17 protein-coding genes are annotated in these 19,104 nt (G+C 69.4%); 7 read left to right on the plus strand and 10 right to left on the minus strand.

The window, feature by feature from the left end:
• Nucleotides 1-160 precede the first annotated feature (160 nt).
• From ABTZ94_RS05470 to ABTZ94_RS05480, 3 genes are all read right to left on the minus strand, one after another.
• Nucleotides 161-619 carry a hypothetical protein gene (locus ABTZ94_RS05470; RefSeq protein ID WP_351197748.1) on the minus strand — a complete coding sequence of 153 codons (459 nt, stop codon included), beginning with the start codon at nucleotides 617-619 and terminating at the stop codon, nucleotides 161-163.
• Between the two features lie 67 nt (nucleotides 620-686).
• Nucleotides 687-1,475: a class I SAM-dependent methyltransferase gene (locus ABTZ94_RS05475; RefSeq protein ID WP_351197750.1), complete on the minus strand. Its 789-nt coding sequence runs from the start codon at nucleotides 1,473-1,475 to the stop codon at nucleotides 687-689.
• Nucleotides 1,476-1,549: 74 nt separating this feature from the next.
• Nucleotides 1,550-2,350, minus strand: a complete 801-nt coding sequence (locus tag ABTZ94_RS05480; protein ID WP_351197874.1) for a prepilin peptidase — start codon at nucleotides 2,348-2,350, stop codon at nucleotides 1,550-1,552.
• Between the two features lie 112 nt (nucleotides 2,351-2,462).
• Between ABTZ94_RS05480 and ABTZ94_RS05485 the strand changes: the two genes are divergently transcribed.
• Nucleotides 2,463-2,846, plus strand: coding sequence for a DUF192 domain-containing protein (locus tag ABTZ94_RS05485; protein WP_351197752.1), 384 nt, complete (start codon nucleotides 2,463-2,465; stop codon nucleotides 2,844-2,846).
• Between the two features lie 172 nt (nucleotides 2,847-3,018).
• On the opposite strand, the gene ABTZ94_RS05490 is transcribed toward ABTZ94_RS05485, so the two are convergent.
• Both ABTZ94_RS05490 and ABTZ94_RS05495 read right to left on the minus strand, forming a co-directional pair.
• On the minus strand, nucleotides 3,019-4,245 hold the full coding sequence (locus tag ABTZ94_RS05490; RefSeq protein ID WP_351197754.1) for a hypothetical protein: 1,227 nt from the start codon (nucleotides 4,243-4,245) through the stop codon (nucleotides 3,019-3,021).
• Between the two features lie 480 nt (nucleotides 4,246-4,725).
• The gene (locus tag ABTZ94_RS05495; protein WP_351197756.1) at nucleotides 4,726-6,996 is read right to left on the minus strand and encodes an eCIS core domain-containing protein; all 2,271 of its coding nucleotides are present in this window, start codon (nucleotides 6,994-6,996) and stop codon (nucleotides 4,726-4,728) included.
• 438 nt (nucleotides 6,997-7,434) lie between these two features.
• Between ABTZ94_RS05495 and ABTZ94_RS05500 the strand changes: the two genes are divergently transcribed.
• The 3 genes from ABTZ94_RS05500 (at nucleotide 7,435) to ABTZ94_RS05510 (ending at nucleotide 10,579) form a co-directional block, all read left to right on the plus strand.
• On the plus strand, nucleotides 7,435-9,441 hold the full coding sequence (locus tag ABTZ94_RS05500) for a hypothetical protein (RefSeq protein WP_351197758.1): 2,007 nt from the start codon (nucleotides 7,435-7,437) through the stop codon (nucleotides 9,439-9,441).
• An 84-nt stretch (nucleotides 9,442-9,525) separates the two neighbouring features.
• Nucleotides 9,526-10,098 (plus strand): hypothetical protein, encoded by a 573-nt coding sequence (locus tag ABTZ94_RS05505; RefSeq protein ID WP_502967182.1) that lies wholly within the window; start codon nucleotides 9,526-9,528, stop codon nucleotides 10,096-10,098.
• A 31-nt stretch (nucleotides 10,099-10,129) separates the two neighbouring features.
• A complete protein-coding gene (locus ABTZ94_RS05510) occupies nucleotides 10,130-10,579 on the plus strand; it encodes a DUF3592 domain-containing protein (protein ID WP_351197762.1) in 450 nt (149 codons plus the stop codon).
• A gap of 190 nt (nucleotides 10,580-10,769) precedes the next feature.
• Here the strand turns inward: ABTZ94_RS05510 and ABTZ94_RS05515 are convergent, their stop codons facing one another.
• The 3 genes from ABTZ94_RS05515 to ABTZ94_RS05525 form a co-directional block, all read right to left on the minus strand.
• A complete protein-coding gene (locus tag ABTZ94_RS05515) occupies nucleotides 10,770-11,498 on the minus strand; it encodes an Imm52 family immunity protein (protein ID WP_351197764.1) in 729 nt (242 codons plus the stop codon).
• Between the two features lie 50 nt (nucleotides 11,499-11,548).
• On the minus strand, nucleotides 11,549-13,888 hold the full coding sequence (locus tag ABTZ94_RS05520; RefSeq protein ID WP_351197766.1) for a Tox-REase-5 domain-containing protein: 2,340 nt from the start codon (nucleotides 13,886-13,888) through the stop codon (nucleotides 11,549-11,551).
• Nucleotides 13,889-14,106: 218 nt separating this feature from the next.
• On the minus strand, nucleotides 14,107-14,700 hold the full coding sequence (locus ABTZ94_RS05525; RefSeq protein ID WP_351197768.1) for a hypothetical protein: 594 nt from the start codon (nucleotides 14,698-14,700) through the stop codon (nucleotides 14,107-14,109).
• Nucleotides 14,701-14,982: 282 nt separating this feature from the next.
• Here ABTZ94_RS05525 and ABTZ94_RS05530 point away from each other — a divergent pair, with 282 nt between their 5' ends.
• Nucleotides 14,983-15,486, plus strand: a complete 504-nt coding sequence (locus ABTZ94_RS05530) for a DinB family protein (protein WP_351197770.1) — start codon at nucleotides 14,983-14,985, stop codon at nucleotides 15,484-15,486.
• 235 nt (nucleotides 15,487-15,721) lie between these two features.
• Here the strand turns inward: ABTZ94_RS05530 and ABTZ94_RS05535 are convergent, their stop codons facing one another.
• Nucleotides 15,722-16,591 carry an LLM class F420-dependent oxidoreductase gene (locus tag ABTZ94_RS05535; RefSeq protein ID WP_351197772.1) on the minus strand — a complete coding sequence of 290 codons (870 nt, stop codon included), beginning with the start codon at nucleotides 16,589-16,591 and terminating at the stop codon, nucleotides 15,722-15,724.
• A 425-nt stretch (nucleotides 16,592-17,016) separates the two neighbouring features.
• Here ABTZ94_RS05535 and ABTZ94_RS05540 point away from each other — a divergent pair, with 425 nt between their 5' ends.
• Nucleotides 17,017-17,598 (plus strand): hypothetical protein, encoded by a 582-nt coding sequence (locus ABTZ94_RS05540; protein ID WP_351197774.1) that lies wholly within the window; start codon nucleotides 17,017-17,019, stop codon nucleotides 17,596-17,598.
• Nucleotides 17,599-17,760: 162 nt separating this feature from the next.
• Here the strand turns inward: ABTZ94_RS05540 and ABTZ94_RS05545 are convergent, their stop codons facing one another.
• Nucleotides 17,761-18,396, minus strand: coding sequence for a hypothetical protein (locus ABTZ94_RS05545; protein ID WP_351197776.1), 636 nt, complete (start codon nucleotides 18,394-18,396; stop codon nucleotides 17,761-17,763).
• 288 nt (nucleotides 18,397-18,684) lie between these two features.
• On the opposite strand from ABTZ94_RS05545, the gene ABTZ94_RS05550 reads away from it, so the two are divergent.
• Nucleotides 18,685-19,101 carry a hypothetical protein gene (locus tag ABTZ94_RS05550; RefSeq protein ID WP_351197778.1) on the plus strand — a complete coding sequence of 139 codons (417 nt, stop codon included), beginning with the start codon at nucleotides 18,685-18,687 and terminating at the stop codon, nucleotides 19,099-19,101.
• The last annotated feature ends 3 nt before the right edge of the window (nucleotides 19,102-19,104 follow it).

Genomic DNA, 19,104 nt, shown 5'->3' on the forward strand with positions numbered 1-19,104 from the left:
TCCATCTCCTCAGGAGTCACACCTGAAAGAAGATCACAACCCTACTCCTGCTTGATTATCCGGGGTACCTAACAAAGCCCTACTAGTGCTGTGACAGCGATGGGTGCGCCGGGCCCGTCCGGCCGCCCGTCCTGTCCCCGAACGCCGGGCGGGCCGGAAATCAGCCCCTCGCCGGTGCGCCCCGGTGGCCGCGGGTGAAGCGGATCGACGCGGTGTCACCGCCGATGACCACGAAGCGTCCGCCCTCGCACCGTATGACGGCCTCGTGCACCTCGCCCCTCTCGTTCCTGCGCTCCTCGGTGCGGGTGACGGTCCAGCCGCCGTCGGGCGGCGGCGGCAGGTTCGACACATCGGCGAACTCCCACTGTCCCGACGGAACGCACCAGTCGGGCAGCCGTGGCCAGGCGCCGGGACCGACATGCAGGGTCCGGTCGGAGGCACAGGTCAGAAGCACCGACTGGCCGTCGGCCAGCAGGAATTCGACGGCTTCCGGCTCCCCCATCCGTCCCTCCGGCCGGTAGAAGACGCCGAGCACTCCGACGATCCGTGCGCCTCTGAGCCAGTCGGCCTTCCCCTGCCGCGGGACACGCGGTGCTTCCTCTTCGTTCCCCACCCTCATGGCCGGTTCCCTCCCATGCGCTCACCGTCCAGGGTCGCACCTTCCGGGCGGAAGCAGAGGGAGTGGCCTACTCCGGTTTGCGGGCCTCGATCAGGAATCGGGTGGTGTGGGCCACGAACGGCCCCTCGGTCTCGATCCGGTGGTGCAGCCCGGCCAGTTTCGGCCGGTACTCCTCCACGGTGAAGCCCGGCACCATCCAGATCACTTTCCGCAGGAAGTAGACGACGGCGCCGATGTCGAAGAATTCGGTACGCAGCGTCTCCATCCGCAGATCGACGACTTCGAGCCCGGCCGCCTCGGCTTCGGCCCGTGCCTTCTCCGGGTCGCGGGCGCCGCGCACCTCGGGCGGCTGCGGGCCGAGGAAGTGCTCGACGAGTTCGAAGACACTGGCCGGGCCGACCTGCTGCGAGAAGTACGTGCCCCCGGGGACGAGCACCCGCGCGATCTCCGCCCACCAGGTGGTCACCGGATGCCGGCTGACCACCAGGTCGAAAGCGTGGTCACCGAACGGCAGCGGCGGCTCGTCCGGATCGGCGACCACGGCCGCGCCGAGCGGGTGCAGGAGTGCGGTGGCGCGGGCGATGTTCGGCGGCCAGGACTCGGTGGCGACGGTGAGCGGAGGCAGCTTCGGAACGGAGGCGAGGACCTCGCCACCGCCCGTCTGGATGTCCAGCGCGGCCCCGGCCCGTCCCATCCGGTCCGCCATGGCGCGGGCATAGCCCCAGGAGGGGCGCTGTTCGGTGGCCCGGCCGTCGAGCCAGGAGAAGTCCCAGCCGTCGACGGAGACGGCGGCGGCCTCCTCGACGAGGGCGTCGAACCGTGCGCGTTCTGCTGCTTCTTCGGGTGTCCCTGACATGCGGGGATGGTGTCAGCCGGGCGGTGGCCCGCGCGACCTCGATTCGACGGGGCGGGCGGCAGGCGCGGCAGTGGTCAGGCGGCCAGTCCGCCGAGGAGTATGCCCAGCAGCGCGCCCGTGATCATGAACGGTCCGAACGGGATGCCGGTCTTGCGCCCGGCCCGCTTCAGGACCATCAGCCCGAACCCGTACACCGCACCGAGCAGGAACCCGGCGAAGCCCCCGGCGAACACCACGCCCCAGCCGTACCAGCCGAGGGCCACGCCCAGCGACAGGGCGAGTTTGACGTCTCCGAAGCCCATTCCGTTCGGGTTGATGAGGAAGAGCAGGAAGTAGAACGCGCCGAGGGTCACTCCGCCGAGCAGGGCGGACAGCCAGGATCCACCGTGCTCCGGGAGCAGCGCCGCAGCGCCCAGGAGCACGGCGACCGCCCCTGCGGCAGGCAGTGTCAGCCGGTCGGGCAGGCGGTGGACGCGGCGGTCGATGGTCGCGAGGAGTATGCCGACAGGGGCCAGCAGCAGCCAGACGGCGAGCTCCGGACGGAGCCCGGTGGCCGCTGCGAGCGCGGCGCAGGCGAGCGCGGTGACGACGGGGATCAGGACACCGGGGGCGTAGCGCGCCGCGGGCCGCGCGGTGGCTTCCCCTGCGCTCCGGTCTCCCGGCTCGGCGCCCGCGGTGGCGGGTACCGGCACCGCCGCCGCACACATGGCGCACCGGGTGGAGCCGAGCCAGCCGCGGGCGGCCCCGGTCAGGGCGTGACCCGCCGGGCAGGTGTCCCGCCAGTCGTCCTCCGGTTCGACGGAGAACCGGTAGGCGGCGCGCGGGACCAGCAGTCCGGACGCTGCGCCCCAGAGTGCGGCGAGCACTGTCAGCATGACGTACACGGAGCAGACCCTAGGCGGGTGCCGGGCACGGGTCATGGGTCCTGGGGCCCACTGCGCACCGTTGTGGACCCAGCGGCCGTCACCGGACGCTACCGTCTGGGCCATGGCTCAATGGCGCAATGGGAATGGGACGTTGACGGTCACCGATCCACAAGGAGGGCAGGAGTCTGAGATACCGCTGCGGATCGCGGCCACGTACCGGGCCAGGAGCCGCGGGCTGCTCGGGCAGGACGGGATCGACGGCGCCCTGCTGATCACCCCGTGCGGGAGTGTGCACACCTTCCGGATGCGGTTCACCATCGATGTGGCGTACCTGGACCGGAAGTTCAACGTGGTCGCCGTCCACACGATGAAGCCGGGCCGGCTCGGGATGCCGCGGTTGCGGGCCCGTCATGTGATCGAGTCGGAGGCCGGGGCGATGGAGAAGTGGGGGCTGCGGCCGGGGGCACGGGTGCGGATCGTCCAGACGCGGGAGAGCCGGGGCTGAGGCGCGGGCGGCCGGTCCGCCATCATGTGGCGGCAGACGGGCCGGTCTCGCACGTACGACACCAAGGACCGCACGGTGGTGCCGCAAGCGCATGGGCCGGCTCCTCGACACCCGGGGCCGCGCGACCCGCCGCATCCCGCTGGACCTGCCCCGGCCCTGACCGGGTTCGCGCCTACGGCGGGCCGGAACCGAGCAGCGTCCACGCCCCGTAGGCCGCCGAAGCCAGCGCGAGCACGGCAAGGACCGTCACCGTGCGGGCCGTGGTGCGCAGCCGTAGCAGCGCGACGGCGGGTGGGAGGAGCAGCGGGAACGCGGGCATCATCAGCCGCGGCCTGGACCCGAAGTACCCGGAGCCGATCAGCGCGATGACGACGACGGCGATGCAGTAGGCGAGTACGGGGAGAGGCTGGCGCTGCCGTACGCACAGGGACACCACCCATCCCAGGCCCACCAGCGCCGCGCCCAGCCCGAGGGCGCCGGGCAGCGGCAGCCCGAGGATGAACGAGGCGAGCGCCACGCCTCCATCGATGCTGTTGCCCCACTGCGCCTGGACGTCGAAGTACGCGAACGGGCTGCCCTCCCGTACGGCGACGAACACCACGTACGCGAGCCAGCCCAGCGGCGCGAGTGCGATACCGGTCAGCATCCGCGCATTGCGGCGGACGATGCCGTCCGTCCGGCCGGCCCGGTACTCCCGTACGAGCGTGACCGCGGCGGTGATCGCGAGGGCGGCGATGAGCGCGGCGGCGGAGGGCCTGGTCAGCCCGGCGAGTACGCACAGTGCGCCCGCCGCGATCCAGCGCCGGGTCAGTACGGCGTACAGCGCCCAGGCGGCGAACGCGGTGAACAGTGTTTCGGTGTACGCCATCGACTGCACGAACGCCGTCGGGTACACGCCCCACAGCGCGGCCAGCACCACGCCGGCCCGGCGCCCGTACAGATGCGCCCCCACGGCGTAGATCCCCCAGGCGGCGAAGAGCGCGGCCACCCAGGCGACCAGCAGTCCGGCGCCCGCGAGGGAGAGCGGGGTCAGCTCGGCGATGCCGCGTTCCAGAGCGGGCAGCAGGGGGAAGAAGGCCAGGTCGGAGTGGACGCCGCCGTTCGGGAGGGTGACTGTGTAGCCGTAGCCGTTCTCGGCGATCCGCTGGTACCAGACGGAGTCCCAGCGCTCGCCGAGGAGGTGGAAGGCGCTCTTGTCTGCGTTGGACGCGGCGGCGGCGAGGACGACGAGACCGATCAGGCGCACGGCCGCGTACGCGCCGAGGGCCGGTGCCGCCGCCGCGAGGGCCGTGGCGAGGCGGCCGCGGACGGGGGACCGCGGCTGCGTTCGGCGGCTGCGCTGCTGCACGAGCTGCTGTGCGGGGGCGGTGGCCTGAGCGGCCGGTTCGTCGTCGGGCATGCTGCCGATTATCTCCGCAGGGGGTGGCCCCACCCGCGCTGAGGGTCACCAGCGCGGGGTAACGACCTCCCCCAGGATAGGGAGCGGGCTCCCGACGCCCTGCGACTCCGCTTGCGGCGTTGTCGTCAGTCAACGACGCGCCGCGTCGACTCCTTCCTCCGCCTTGCAATCGAAGCCGCACGACGCCGCTCGCTGATCCGCTCCCTATCGTGGGGGAGGTCGTAACGGCAACTTGTGCGGAGAGGCCGTGGCCGTTGTACCGCGCAGCGGGATTGATTTTCCTGCCCTCCGTCAGGTGCGGGGTTTGCTCGTTGTTCCTGTGCCGCTCCGGCTGAGGCTCTGCTGAGCCGGCTTGACCACTTTGCGGCGGAGTGCGAAGTCGATCGTGTGGGCATGGCAGAGGCTTGTGGGATTCTCTGCGCGGCCGACCGCGCCGGCGGCGGTGTCCGGCCGACCGGCGCGGCGTGCGGCCATCGGTGACTACGGGAGCCGGCGGGCGCCCACGGCATCCCGGTCGTTCTCGGTGAGCGTGTCGCTCACCCGCTTGCTGCGTACCAGTTCGCAGATCCTGTCGTACAGGTTCAGGGTGCTGCGCAGGGCGGCGGCGTAATTCTCCGCGAGAGCGGCGAGTTGCTCGCCGGACGCGGTGTCTGCCTGGTTGCGCAGCGTCTTGCAGGTGTTGAGCGCGTCGTTGTACTGCGCGAGGAGGCGGGAGGCATCGTTCTTGCGCGGGGTGTTCAACAGACGCTTTACGGTGCCACGGCCGTCGATGTCCTTCTCCAGTTGCTCGACGGCGTTCTTGAGCGGTGTGTGTTGCTGCTCGAACTTGTCGTTGGCCTGCCCCATCCGGTCCCTCATGACCTGCGGGTACCTGCTCGAACCGGCCTGTGACACATTCGCGTTGTACGGCACCCCGAAGTTGGAGGCGATGTCCAGCACCTCGTGAAGGGTGTGAGCCGCGAGATCCGCGGTGTGGTCGTAGTCGATGCGCCAGAAACTGAAGATCCCGAGGGCCACGGCGTTCAGCTCCTCAGGCGTGGCGCCGGCCGTTCGTCCCAGGTGCAGCAGCCGCGCGGTCGTGTGCGACGCGCCGGCCCATACGGGAATGCGGTTGCTCCTGGCCATCTTTGTCGACGGCGCCTTCTCGTCGCGCACGGTCGTCTTGGACCCGCGGTCCGTACTGCTCGTCTTCCTCGTACCGTCCGGGCTCAGTTCCTGGGTGTTCTGGAGGTACGGGCTCCCGGGGCCGCCGTCCGGGGTGTCCGGGAAGGCGCCGTTGCCCGCAGTCTCGGGGTCCTTGCGGCCGACGTTGCGCATCTTGAAGTAGTCGTAGACGTCGTGCAGGACGATCATCTTGTCCCTGACGCCGTAGTCCTCCGGGGTGTCGAGGACCTTCAAGAAGGCTCCCCCGAACTCGGTCGGGTGCTGTCCGTACGGCTTGTCGAAGTGCCGCTGGTAGGGCCCGAAGTTCTCCGGGCCGCCCATCGCGGTGCCCCTGCCCGTGGACAGTTCCCGCATCATCCGGTCCATGTCGATGCTGCCCCGGTTCGGGTCCGCGAACGTCGCGCCCTCGTTGCCGAGTCGGCCGATCCAGCCGCGCACCTTGCGGAGCACGGAGTCGAGGTCGGCTGCGAACTGCGGATCGCCCTGGAGTTGCTGCGCGTAGAGCTTCTCCTCCCGCCGGCCCTGCTTCTGCAGTACCCAGCCGACCAGCGCGCGGGCGAGGTCCAGGTGGTCGAGGTAGGAGCGGTTCTGCGCCTTGCGCCCGAACGCGGCGCTGCTCTTCGGCCCCGGCTGCCCCACCTGCAGGTCGGCGACCCACTTCCTGGCCTGCTTCTCGACCTCGTCCTTGTTGTCCTCGTACTCCTGGGACAGGGTCGTGTCATCGGACGTGCGGACGGCCTCCGCCACCTTCTCCACCAGCTCGTCGGCCGAACCCGTCGGCAGGCCCCTGGTCCTGGCGGGGTCGTCGGTGTACATCGTGATGTTGACCTTGACGAAGCGCTGCACCGGAGCGGGTCCGTCCTGCACCGCCGTGCCCGCGCCGGAGGAGACCCCCGCGTGCGAGGCCGTCGTGGACGGTGCCCTCTGCACGTCCGCGAGCGCCCAGGTGGCGTTCGCCTCCGCCGCGCGTTCGAACCTGTCCGACGGGTCGCTGACCTTGAGGCCCTGCACCTCGTGGCTGCCCGCCACCGGTCCGGACCGCTGCTGGATGACGTGGGTGAGTTCGTGCGCCAGCGTGTGCGGGTCGCGGCCGCCGTGGCCGAGCACGACGTGCTCGCCGGACGTGTAGGCGAGCGCCCCGATCCCGCGCGCCGAGCGGTCCGCCACCGCGTCGTCGTGCACCCGCACGGCGCCGAAGTCCGCGCCCAGGCGGTCTTCCATCACCGTGCGCACGCCGTCCTCCAGCGGGCGCCCCGGGCGGCGCAGGACATCGTGGACGGCGCCGGCCACCACGCTTTCCCGGTTGGCTGCCTCCACACCCTCCTCCGCGTCCGCGGGTGCGGATGCGTCATGGGCGCGCTGTACCATCCGTGCGAACGCGGCGTTGCCCACGGTGCGCTGCAACTCCTCCGCGTCCGCGGGTGCGGATGCGTCATGGGCGCGTCGTACCATCCGTGCGAACGCGGCGTTGCCCACGGTGCGCTGCAACTCCTGCCCGGCGGACGGCGCCTGGCGGCCGGCCGACGGGCCCGAACCCGTCCGGCCGCGGTCGGTCCGTTCGCTTCCGCGCTTCTGCCAGTCATGCATGTCTGGTCCTGCCCTTCCGCCCCGTCGGCGAGTCGATCCCCGCTGAGGCTGCGTCCCGCGGGCGGTGTCCGGCAAGGGGCGAAGGGGCAGACTCGGGGCACCGCGCCCAGGCAGCCGGCCGATGCCGGGTGTCCCGGCGGTCCCGGCCGTAGGGCCAGTGTGACGAGTGCCATGTGGATACCCTGCGTGATCCGTGGATTGGGCACTTGATCGGACACTGAAATCCTTCGCGCGTTCCGACACCGCGCCACGTCTCCCCCCGATGCCCGGCTCCCCCGCGCACCCGCGCGGGCGGGGCCGTGCACCGTCCGCCGTTGGGCCCGGCTTTGGGGCCAAGGGCCCAGGTCACCCGGCCCGAACACCCGTACGCTCACGGCCACACCCGAATGCACAACTGCGGGCACAGGCACGGCAAGTGAACGTCGGAAAGGAAGAACCGTGACTGGTGGCGGGGGCTGGGGAAGCGGAAGCGCGGGCCACATACCGCCGGGGAGCGGGGGTGGTGGTTCCGGTGCGAGCGGGGGCGTGTTCTTCGCACTGACCCGTAGTTGGGCCGCCGGTGCTCTGGTCTACATCGCCGCCGGATATCTGGTGTCGCGCGGGCTCGTCGAGATGCTCGCCACCGACGAACGGCTGGCGTCCTTCGGCTGGCGCCTCGCCCTGCTGCACGTACCGAACGTCATCACGACCGTGCTCACGGTCCTGGCCTCGGCCCGCGTCCTGCCCGACGAGCGGCGCGAGTCCCGCCTGCTGACGCTGCTTGCCTCCCTGGGTGTCCCGCTGGCCGCGCTCGCCTACGGATTCGCCGTGTCCTGGCATCTCATGGGCTTCGAGGGCACGTTGATGCCGATCGTCTCGCTGGTGACCGGTTCGGCCGCGGGACTGGCCGTCGACCGGCTGCTGGAGGACCGCGACGATCAGGACGACCGGTCCTCGCACACGCCGTACCCGTACTCCTGGCGGGACAGCGGCGCCACCGCCCTGGAGTACCTCGGGGTGATCGTCCTCGTCGTCACGATGATCGGCGCGATGGCCATGGCGGGTGTCGGCGGGCAGATCGGGGAGCGCATCCGCTGTGCGATCAACGCGATGGGCGGCGGCGGTGCCGGCTGTTCCACGGGCGGCGGGGACACCACCGCGAAGCCGAAGACGGACGCCGACTACGAGCCCAGGATGTGCCAGGTCTCCAGCATCTCCGACACCGTCGGCGACAAGGTCAAGATCGGCTGGTTCGAGTGGGGCAACGAGTACGGCTTCCAGCAGAAGGTCAGCCAGGCCAAGACGGATGTGAACCAGGACGGCGAGGTCGACGAGAACGACAAGCTGGTCTACATGACGTTCACGGACGCCGCCTCGGCCGGTGGCACCGCCGGCACCCCCGGCGTCAAGCTCGGCAAGCTGGGCAAGGCCGATGTGGACGTCGGCGGTGGCATCAAGATCACCAACGGTGACACCTGGGTCTTCAAGAGCGAGGAGGACGCCCAGAAGCTGCGGGACGACATCGCGGAAATGAAGCTGTGGGAGACCTCCACCAAGTACAGCGGCGGCTACGGCGGCAACTGGTACTCGGCGATGAAGTGGGCCGACAAGAAGAAGGACATCGAGAAGAAGATCGGTGACAAGAAGATCTCGTACTCGACCGTCGGCATCAATGTGTACGCGGACGGCGGCCTCTCCTTCAGCGCGGGCGACGAGACCAAACTCGGCGTCAAGCTCGGCGGCAAGGCCAAGTTCTCCCCCGAGGTGACCATCGCCAAGGACGACGTCAACGGCAACGAGTCGTACACGTACACCGCCAAGCTCGAACTGGAGGGCAAGGTCGGCGGTTCGGCCGGCCCCGTCGGCGGCCAGGCCTCCGCGAAGAGCAACCGGACCGGGGCGATCACCGTCACCCGCGACCAGAAGACCGGCAAGATCGTCCGTATCGACATGACCCAGACCGTCGAGAACGGCTCGACGTCCGGCAAGGGCGACATCAGCGGCGACAACGGCGAGAAGGGCAAGGACAAGCGCGGCGGCAAGGTCAGCGGCACCGATCCCTCCGGCGAGACCGGCATCGAGGTCGTGACGAACTCGATCATCTTCGGCAAGGACACGGACAAGGCCACCGAGGACAAGCGGGCCACCGCCGAGCAGTGGCTGAACGGCTCCGGCAACAACACCGCCCCGTTCGAGTACCTGTTCGGCGACCACTCCATGCAGCAGAAGCCCACCGGAACCGACCCGTTCGACCAGCTGATGTTCCAGGACGGTCTGTCGAGCTCCATGAAGTACCACGGTGAGACGAACGCCCAGGAGTTCGGCTTCGAGGTGTCGCTCGGCATGAGTCTCGGATTCTCCATCTCGGACGAGCACAAGAAGGAGACACTGACGGACGCGCAGTTCCTCGGGGCTCCGCAGGGCGACAAGCGCTCGTACCTTCCGTACAGCTACTGCGCGAAGTAGCCACAGCCGAAGCTGTACGGAAGGTACGGCTCCGGCACGCAGCAACCACGCACGACGAAGAGGCGACAGACGATGACGACGACGATGAAGATGTCCCGGGCAATCGGCGCAGCTGCCGCCGCCACCATCGGCCTCGCCCTGCTCACCGGCTGCGGCGACGACGCCGCCGCGGTCCCGGAGGGCTGGGGCAAGCTCGACACCAGGAGCCTCTCCGTCGGCTACCCCGAGAAAAAGGGCTACAAGGAGCAGCCCGGGACCGACCGGGCCAAGGCCAACGCCGCCGTCGCGCTGAAGGAGGAGGGCGGGCTGCGCACCGGCATGGTCTCCGTGCAGCTCGACTTCGCCACGGGCGTGGACGACGCCGGTGAGGCGGCGGCTGCGGCGGGTGCCGGTATCGGTCTCGGGGCGACCCGGAAGGAAACCTCGGACGTGCGGCTGGCGGGTGCGGAGAGTGCCCGTGAGGCGCGCAGGATCGACTACGAGTTCACGTCGAGCGGCAAGGAGCAGACCCCGGCGCCGGGCACCCCGATGACGGGGGTCGTGGTGGCGGGCGTCGATTCGAAGGATGTGCCGTTCGCGGTCCGGATCAATGCGGTGAAGGGCTCGCTGAGCCGACAGGACCTCGACGCGTTCGTCGAGTCGATCAGGGTCAAGTAGCGGTCAAGCAGCGGACCAGGGGCGCTCGTTCATGCAGATCCTGCCCGGCGGCACAGCCATGTTCCTGCTCCTGTTCGGCCTGTTCCTCGGTGCGTTCGCCATCCGGTCGGCGCTGCGTCTGAACCGGGTGCTGCGGCTGGTCCGGCACGGCGAACACGCCGAGGGCCGGTGCGCGGACCGCCGGACGGTCGACCGGGGGCCGGGCATGGAGCGGAGTTACGTCACCGAGCACGTCTTCGCGTTCCGTACCCGCGACGGCCGGGACATCGAGTTCACCGACCACGCCCCGGGGCCGTTCGGATTCGAGGTCGGGGCGCCTGTCCGGGTCAGCTACGATCCGGCAGACCCCTCGGGGAGCGCCACGGTGGCGGGGCGAAGGGCGTGGGGGCCGGTGGTGATGCCCGCGGTGTTCGCGGTCGTGCTCGGGGTGTTCGCGGTGGGACTGCTGCTGGGATTCGCGGCGATGCGGGGATGGCTCTGAGACACGCCGCTCACGGGTGCGCGGGTGTCACGACCTCGCCCACGATTGTCAGCGGCGTCGCGGTGTCTGGGACCTCCGCCTCCGGCGTTGTCGTCAGTCGCGATGGCTCCGCCATCACTCCTTCCTCCGCCTTGGATTCGAAGGCCCCAGACACCGCGACTTCTCCCACTGCCAATCGTGGGCGAGGTCGTCAGAACGTGGCCCGGTCGAACGGCACCGGGAGCTTCTCCAGCGCCCCGGCCTCCCGCAGCCGCGTGTTCGCCTCGATGACGGTCTCGATGGGCGGGGACTGCGTACCGCCACGGGTGAGGTCGATGACCAGTCCACCGTGTGCGGTGCGGACGTACGTACCGGGCAGCCCCTCGGGTGCGAGGGCGGCACGGCCGGCGGAGAGGAAGACCGCCCGGCCGCAGCGGGGGTCGCTGTTCGCCAGGTCGAACCGCTCGGCCACCGCCCGGTACTGGGGCCTGTCGTACACCTGCCCGGCGTCGATCTCCCAGTTCTCCGCGAGGAGACGCAGGATCTCCGGAGCGCGCCGGATCACCTCCGCGGTTTCGTCCACCTCGCGCGACCGGAAGGCGAGCGAGACGGAGTTCACCGCGTAGTGCGAGGTACTGCCCGCGTGAATGGCCATGGACACCCGCGCCGCAGCGGGGTTCTGCGCCCACAGCGACGTCGTGTAGCCCACCACGTCGAGGTCGGGACCCGTGTTCTTCCGCTCGATGTACTCCGCCAGTGCGGGGACCGAGGGCTCCAGCACGGGATCGGACGGGAGGTCGTCACCGGACTCGTGCCATACGTCGAACGTCGGGCCGTCGATGTCCTTGAGCGCGGTGAGCGTGCCGGACCAGCGCTCGGCGATGCCCGGCACCGATTCCCCGCGGAGGCCCCAGAAACCGTTGACTACGACGTTCAGCACGACACGTTCTCCTCGGGCTCCGGTCTGCGGTTCCACACCCCGTCCGGCGTTCAGCCGGTCACGTCCCCCGGAGTGTGGATCACCTTAACCGGGATGCCCCGGTCCTCGAACATCTCTCGCGCCGCTTCGGCGACGTCCGGGTCGGACAGGTGCCACTCGACCGGCTTGCCGCGTGCCGCGTCGACCTGCCGGCTCGCCTGGTCCGCCCACCGGTCGGCGACCTTCGACGTGAGCGTCCCGGTGTCGGCGTTGTAGTAGTCCTTGCCCTTGTACCCGTACTTCGCCTCCAGGTAGGTGCCCCGCGAGGCGTCCCAGCCGTCGAAGTCGACCGGCTTGCCGGTGAGTTTGTCCAGCGGAACCCGGTACTCCTTGCCGCGGCCCACCTTGGAGATCTGCTCCTGATAACGGGCACCCATTTCGGTCGGGTAGCTCCAGACGCCCGGCTTGATTTCCTTCCAGTTGCCTTCCCCGCCGTCCTTGGCCCCTGCCGGCGGGTCCTTCAGGTCCTTGTACCAGGCCGGCTTCGGAAGGTTCTGGGCGCGCTCCAGCTCCTGCTTCCGCTTGGCCGCGTCGGCCGCCTTCTTCGCCTCGTCGGCCAGCCTCTGGGCCTCGTCGGCGGCCGCCTTCTTCTCCGGGTCGACCTCGTCGCACTTTCCGGTGAGGAACCCGACGCGCACGGACGTGCGGGCCGCGGCCATGACGCCGGTGCCCGAGCCGGGAACTCCCCAGCCGGCACCGCTGCCGTACGGGACGCGTACGAGGCCGCCCATGCCGACGGTGCAGCCCTTGAGGCCGGCCTGCTCGGCTGCATCGTCGGCGTGCTGCTGCGCTTCCTTCGCGGCCTTCTCGGCGCCCGCGACATCGCCCGCCTTGGCGGCCTTTTTCGCCTTGGCCGCGGCCTCCGACGCCTTCTCGGCCACTTCGCCGAGCTTGCCGAGTTTCCCGAGCTTGCCCAGCTTTCCGAACTTGCCGACGAGCTTGGCCTCGCCGTAGCCGGGGATGAACAGCGAGCCGATGTTCCAGAGGCCGGTGCCGATCGCCTGGCCCTCGTCGCCCCTCTTCCACATGTCGCGGACGTCGTCGCCGATGAACATGTCGTCCAGGACCTTCAGCCCGGTGCCGCCGGACGCCTTGGTCCAGTCCCAGACCGCACCGAGGTAGTCGCCCTTGGACCACTTGCCTGCGGCGTCCTTGGAGTCCTGGCTCCACTTGTCGCCGAGGCCCTTGCCGTAGTCCATCAGGCCGTTCCACGCCTCGACGGGGTGGATGATCGTGTCGAACGTGCCGGTGATGTCACCCCACAGCCCGTCGCCGACCAGACCTTCGAAGAAGCCGCCGGTCTGGTGTGCGGCGCAGGAGAAGAACGCGCCGACGCCGGAGGTGCAGCTCTCACCGGGCTTCTCGTCGCCGCCGTTGCCGCCGCCGTCCACGTCGTCGCCACCGTCCGGCTCGCCGGAGGTGTCCGCGTCGTCACCGCCGTCGTCGACCTGGGTGGCGGTATCGCCTCCGCCGGAGCTGCCGGAGCCGGAGCCGGAGCTGCCGGCGGCGTTGGAACCACCGGCCGTGTTGGAACCACCGGCTGCGCTGGAGCCGCCGGCTGCGCCGGACCCGCCGGAGTCCGAGCCGGACCCCCCGGACTCCGTACCGCCGCCTACGACGGATCCGCCCGAGTCCGTACCACCGGATGCGTCCGCGCCGCCCGAGTCCGAGCCGGACTCTCCGGACTCCGCACCCCCGGACTCCGCACCCCCGGAGTTCTTCCCGTCCCCCGCCACCACATCGCCGCCGGGCGCAGGGCACGCGCTACCGGTCAGCCGGCAGATCGCGTTCCGCATCTCATCGGTCAGCTGGGCGCCGATCCCCGTGGCAACGAGTCCGCCGATGAGGGCCACGACCACCAGGACCATGCCCAGGTATTCCATCGCGGTCTGACCGTCGTCGTCGCGGCGCCACTTGATCATCCGCGCGATGCTGAACCGCCGGTGCGGCAAACGCTGTTCGAGGGAAAGCTCGAACCAGTCGCGCGAGCTCGGCCGGAACAGCAGGACAACGACGGCTACGGGCATCACCAGTTGGGTCACGCCTCGCCCGCCGCCGTCCTGGCCGAGGGTCGCCAGCGCACCGAGGGTGAGCCAGACGTGTACGGCCAGGAGTCCGCGCCAGATCCAGATGCCGCCGGTCCGCAGATACAGCGAGAGCACAAATGCGGTCACGCTCGGCAGCGCCGCGTACAGCAGCAGTCCGAACAGCTGGCCGTCGACCTCATTGACCGCCGACGCCACCGTCAGCACACCGGCGCCGCCCAGAACCGCGGCCGCGAAGAGGACCCGGACGAGGATCAGCACCGCCTGCAACGGGCGCGGCAGCGGCTGCCTGCCCTGCTGAGTCACGGCAGCACCTCCACCGGCGCCACCCGAAACCGCAAATCCACCTATGCCAGACACGACGAGTCCCCCAGCTTGCCGGTGTGCAGCCACAGTTCAGTCACTCCACGCATCCGACCACATCGGCACCCTTCGGGCATGGGCCTCAGGGCCCAATGCAAGGCTCAAAGTTGCTGATTCCGAAGGGAGTTGCAGACCTGAAGCGGGCCAGGGAACCGCCGCCGCTACCGGCTGGGGACCTCACTCCCGAACAGCATCCACGGCGACTGGTCGAACGAGGCCACTCCGGCCAGCTGGGGCTGCATCGCGGCAATTTGATGCCGTACGGCAAGCGTGTCCGGCCAACTGTCGAAGAACGTTGTGCCGTTGATGACGACACCGCTCCAGTCGGTCGCCGCGGAAGCGCCCTCCCGGTCGACCACGAAGCCGATACAGAGAACGGAAGCCCGCCCTATCGCCTCCCGGATCGCCCGCGCGGCCACCTCCTGCTCGTCCCGTGTCAGCCGCCCGAATCCGAATTCGAGCGCGACGACTCCGTCCTCCATCCGCCGGATGCGCGCCGGAACGTCGGTGCCGCTGTTCACCCACAGCAGGAAGTCGACCCTGTCGAGCCGCTGCAGGCCGGCCAGGAGCACGAGCTGCTCCCTCGTCACCCACGAAGGGGTGCCCCACGGATCCGGCCCCGGGCCGAGGAGCGTGACCCGTCTCGTGACGGGGTGCCTGAGCCGCAGTCCCGCCGAGTCGAGATCGCCGAAGAGCGACTCGGCATCCGGTCGGCTCCAGCCGAGGTGGTACGAGTAGAAGAAACCGTCACTCATCGACACATCACCCCATGAGAGTGTGGACACCCGCTTCGGGCGAAACAGCATCGGACGAGAAGCGACCGCCCAGCGGAAACAGGTGGAGCGTGCAGATCCATGCGCGTATGGGCACACCGGACAGGCGCTCATGGCGGGCACCTGGCCGGGTGGGCTCACAGTTGGTCGCGTACGAGCGTAATCGCCCCCGCCCGCCCGGGCTTGGGCCCACGGACCCAGGGGCGGGCCCCAATGGAACAATGCGGTGGACAGGGGGCCCCAGGTCGCAGATCGTGTACCCCCATGACACGCACCGATACGCCTCCCGCATGGGACGAGCGCACCCAGCTGGCCACCTTCCTCGACTACGCCCGCGGCACCGCACGCGCGAAGTGCGAGGGCATTTCACCGGAAGATGCCCGCCGTGCCCCGCTGCCCGGCTCCCCTCTGATGACGGTCTCCGGGCTGATCAACCACCTCAGCTGGGTTGAGTACTACTGGTTCGAGGTGGCCTTCCTCGGTGGCGAGGACGAAGGGCCGTGGACGGACGAGGACCCCGACCGTGAGATGCGCATCGCGGTGGACATGCCGCTCGCCGATGTTCTGTCGGCGTACGAGGCACGGACCACCCGCTATCGCGAACTGGTCGCCTCCCACGACCTGGACACTCCGGCCAAGCGCCCGCGCAGGGACGGCCAATACCCCGATCTGCGCTGGATCGTCCTGCACCTGATCGAGGAGACCGCGCGACACAACGGTCACCTCGACGTGATCCGGGAGATCGTCGACGGCACCACCGGTTCCTAGGTCAGGGCCGGTCTCCTTGATGCTGCGGGGCCGGCGTTCCGCCGTACCCGGGCAGGACACGGAGGGGGCCATCCATCCGATGGGCGCCGTGCACGGGCTGTTCTGCACCGAGGACGAGCTGGGCAGTCCCATCGAGCAGCACCTCTCCGACGTGCTGGGCTGCACCGACAAGGACTACGAAGACGACGAAAAGTAGCCGGAGTGGTGCCGCGATCGCTTCGGTCTCGGTCCGGCTCTATCCGATCACCGCGACCCAAGGCGCAATGTGCTCGGCGACCTGGTGGGTGAAGCTGACCGGGTGCCGGTCCGGCAGCAGTTGGATCTCGCTGATGCCCAGACTCGCGTACGCCTCCGCATCCGCGAGGAACACGTCCGGCCTGTCCAGCACCGGGCCGTTGTACATCACGGTCTTCGCGATGGCGTCGTAGTCACGGCCCTCCGCATCGCAGTGCGCACGCAGCACATCGAGCTTGTGGGCCACTTCTTCCTGGTCCGTGGCGAACAGATTGCAGGCGTCCGCGTACCGGGCGACCAGCCGCAGAGTCTTCTTCTCTCCCCCGCCACCGATCATGATCGGCGGGCGCTCGCCGATCGGCTCGGGCACGCACAGCGTCTCGGCGAGCTGGTAATGACGGCCGCGGAACGGGCCGTTGTCGTCGCTCCACATCTGGAGGCAGATCAGGATCGTCTCCTCCAGCCGTTCGAACCGCTCGGCCACCGGAACCACCGGCACTCCGAGCCCGTACTGCTCCCGCTCGTACCAGGAGGCTCCGATGCCCAGCCTGGCCCTGCCGCGCGACAGCACATCGAGGCTGGTGACGATCTTCGCCAGCAGCCCGGGGTGCCGGTACATCACTCCCGTGACCATCAGGCCGAGCGTCATGCGCTCGCTCACCGCCGCGACATAGCCGAGCGTGGTGTACCCCTCCAGCATCGGGTCGTCGGCGGCGGTCTGCCCGGTCTCCATCTGGAAGTAGTGATCCATCACGGTGAACGACGCGATGCCCGCCTGTTCGGCGATCCGCACCGACTCCGCGAGCGTCGGAGCGATGAGCGCGGGGTCGGCCGGTGTCGAGTAGTTCCAGTAGTGCAAGCCGAGCTTCACGTCCGACCTCCACAGGTCAAGGGAGAGCAGGCCGGGACGGCATCGCCGCCCCGACCGAGGTGTTCAGGACTCGTGCTTGGCGTACTCGCTCGACTCGTTCGATTCATAGATTTCCACCAAGGCTGTCCGCCTCCCGATCCACCCATCGGCTACCCTACGCAGTCACTCGTCACGCTACGCGAGGCCGGAGTCATCGGCATTTCGGTACGCCCGGCCGAGCGGACCTTGCGCTCATCAGCGCGGGTACGCCGTGGATGCCGCCGGGTGTGCGGCTCACGCGATACAGCACCGTTCCTGCCGCCCGACCGACGCTTACGGGTCAAAGATGGGCCCTTCTCGGACGCGGCTTCACCTCGCTGCCGACGTCAAGGCCGCGAAGGACATCTTCGATCTCGACCGTTCATACGCCTCCGGGGAGGAATCACGTGCGCGCAGGCGGAACACGTACAAACGTCCTGGCCGCGGCACTGACTGCGGCAGCAATCGCGGGAGGCGTCACAGCATCGGCGAACTTCGCTCCCCGGACACCCGCAGCGGCAGACCGGGCCCGGCTGTCCCGGCTCGCACAGAGCTACCTGCAACAACGCGCCGACCTGGTGACCCGGACCGCCGCACGGTCCCCCAACGCCGCCGAACCGCCGGCCGCGGCCACCACGTCGATGCGAACCGAGCTACGGGCGGAGTTCGCCGCGCTGGTCCGTCAAGGCCGCGTCTACCAGCATGTCGACGGCGGGTACATCCGCGCTGCGGTCGACGTGACGGTGAACGATGCAGCCGAGGAAGGGGGCGCCGTGACCCTGCGCGTGACAGAGGACACCCGCCTCTACTACCCGTTCACATCCGCTCAAGTCGCGGACGGAGCCCCGGAGTGCGAGGAGTACTCGCTTCCCCACACACTGACCTTTGTCCGTGGTCCTTCGGGGTCCTGGCTGCTCGCCTCGGACGAGGCCGAGCTGAGCGGCGGGCCCGCGCCGAGTACACAAGTCGTCGCGTCCGGCACGGCGTGAGCTTCTCCCCGGCCGCTTCACCGCCCTGCCGCAGCCCTCCGTTGACCCCCGCAGCGTAATTTCGGCCACCCGGACATCCCCGGCGGCCTGCCCGGGGCAAGCGGGAGGGGCATCAGCGCAGGCAAGCCGAAGCTGCCCCCGCCGATGCCCCGCTGAGCGCCGTTACCTGCCCGGCTTGAACGCGCCTTCCGCCGGGTGCGCGAACGCCTCCACCGTGGTGTTCTTCCCGGCCGACGCCCCCTTGAGCGCCAGCTGCCCTCCCATCACCCGCAAGTCCAGGTAGAAGCGCACCACGCCCCGCTCGGCCTTCAGGCCGTGGATGCGGGAGTCGATGTAGCCGAGCTTGTTCAGCTTCTGCCTCACCTGAATCGTGGTGGGCTTGTCCAGGCCGATCAGCGCCTGGGTAATGCGTTTGCCATGCTCACGGCCCTCACACGCCTCCACTCCCTTCAGCCTGGGCTGCTCAGGCGCAGCAGTGGGGGACGGCACGTCCGTGGGCGGCTTCTCGCCCACCGGCAGCAGCTCGCTCGGCCGCGTGGGCGGATGCTCACCCGGGCCCGGATCATCCGACTCCGTCGCCGCCGGGGCATCCGGCACGCATGGCACACCCACCCGCTCCAGCATCTCCATAAACGCCACCTGCGCATCCGGGCTGGGGCTGGTAGCGGCCGCCTGCGCGCCCACGCTGCTCGCGGTGTTCTGCTGCTGTCCCCCGGCCTGCTCGCTGCCGCACGCAGCCAGCACCACCACCGCGAGTGCTGCCGCCCCCATGCCCGTAAGAACTCTGTTCAACGTCATGAACGCATCGTCACGGACCAGCCTGCCAGCACACATGAGTATGCGTACTCGCGTGGACCCTTTCAACAAGCCCGCAGGGAGGGCGAGTTGGCTCCCGTTCCAAGCACGGCGCCCGCTCCGCTACGCCCCACCCACTCGCATTCTTCAGGACTGGCTTCGCAGTCATCTGCTCCGCCCACTCACGCAGGACCTTGCTTGCTTCAAGCAGGTGACGATGCCAGTCCTGGCCACCGCATCCCAGGATCTCGGGGATCAGGTTCCCCGTTCCCCACCCAGTAGTCTGATGCGATGGTCGATGTGGGGGTAAGCGAGCTGCGGCGAAGCCGCGAGCAGCTCGCGAAACAGGGAGAGGCCGCCGAGCAAGCAGGGGATGGCGCGATCAGCGGATTACTACTCTTCTATGCTGCCGAGTGCGGGTTGAAGGCCGAGGTGCTGCGCTGGATTTTGCAGCGCGAGGACACTTCCGCCCTACCCAGTGACCTGCGATCGCACAATCTGCGCCGCCTGGCCAAGGCACTGAATCTTCAGGACCCCACCCCCGGGCAAGACCCATTGCGCTGCCGTCGGCACAAGGACAGCACCTGGGTCGAGAGCCACCAGCTGCATGAGGCATGGCGCTATGGTGCAGAACTGTGCGCAGATGATCAGAAAGCTGCGTTGGAAGCCCTGAAGTCACTGGTGAAGGACGCCAGGAAAGGATCTTGAGCG

Origin of the sequence: Streptomyces sp. NPDC002785 (genome assembly GCF_040295565.1) — a bacterium.
Lineage (GTDB): Bacteria > Actinomycetota > Actinomycetes > Streptomycetales > Streptomycetaceae > Streptomyces.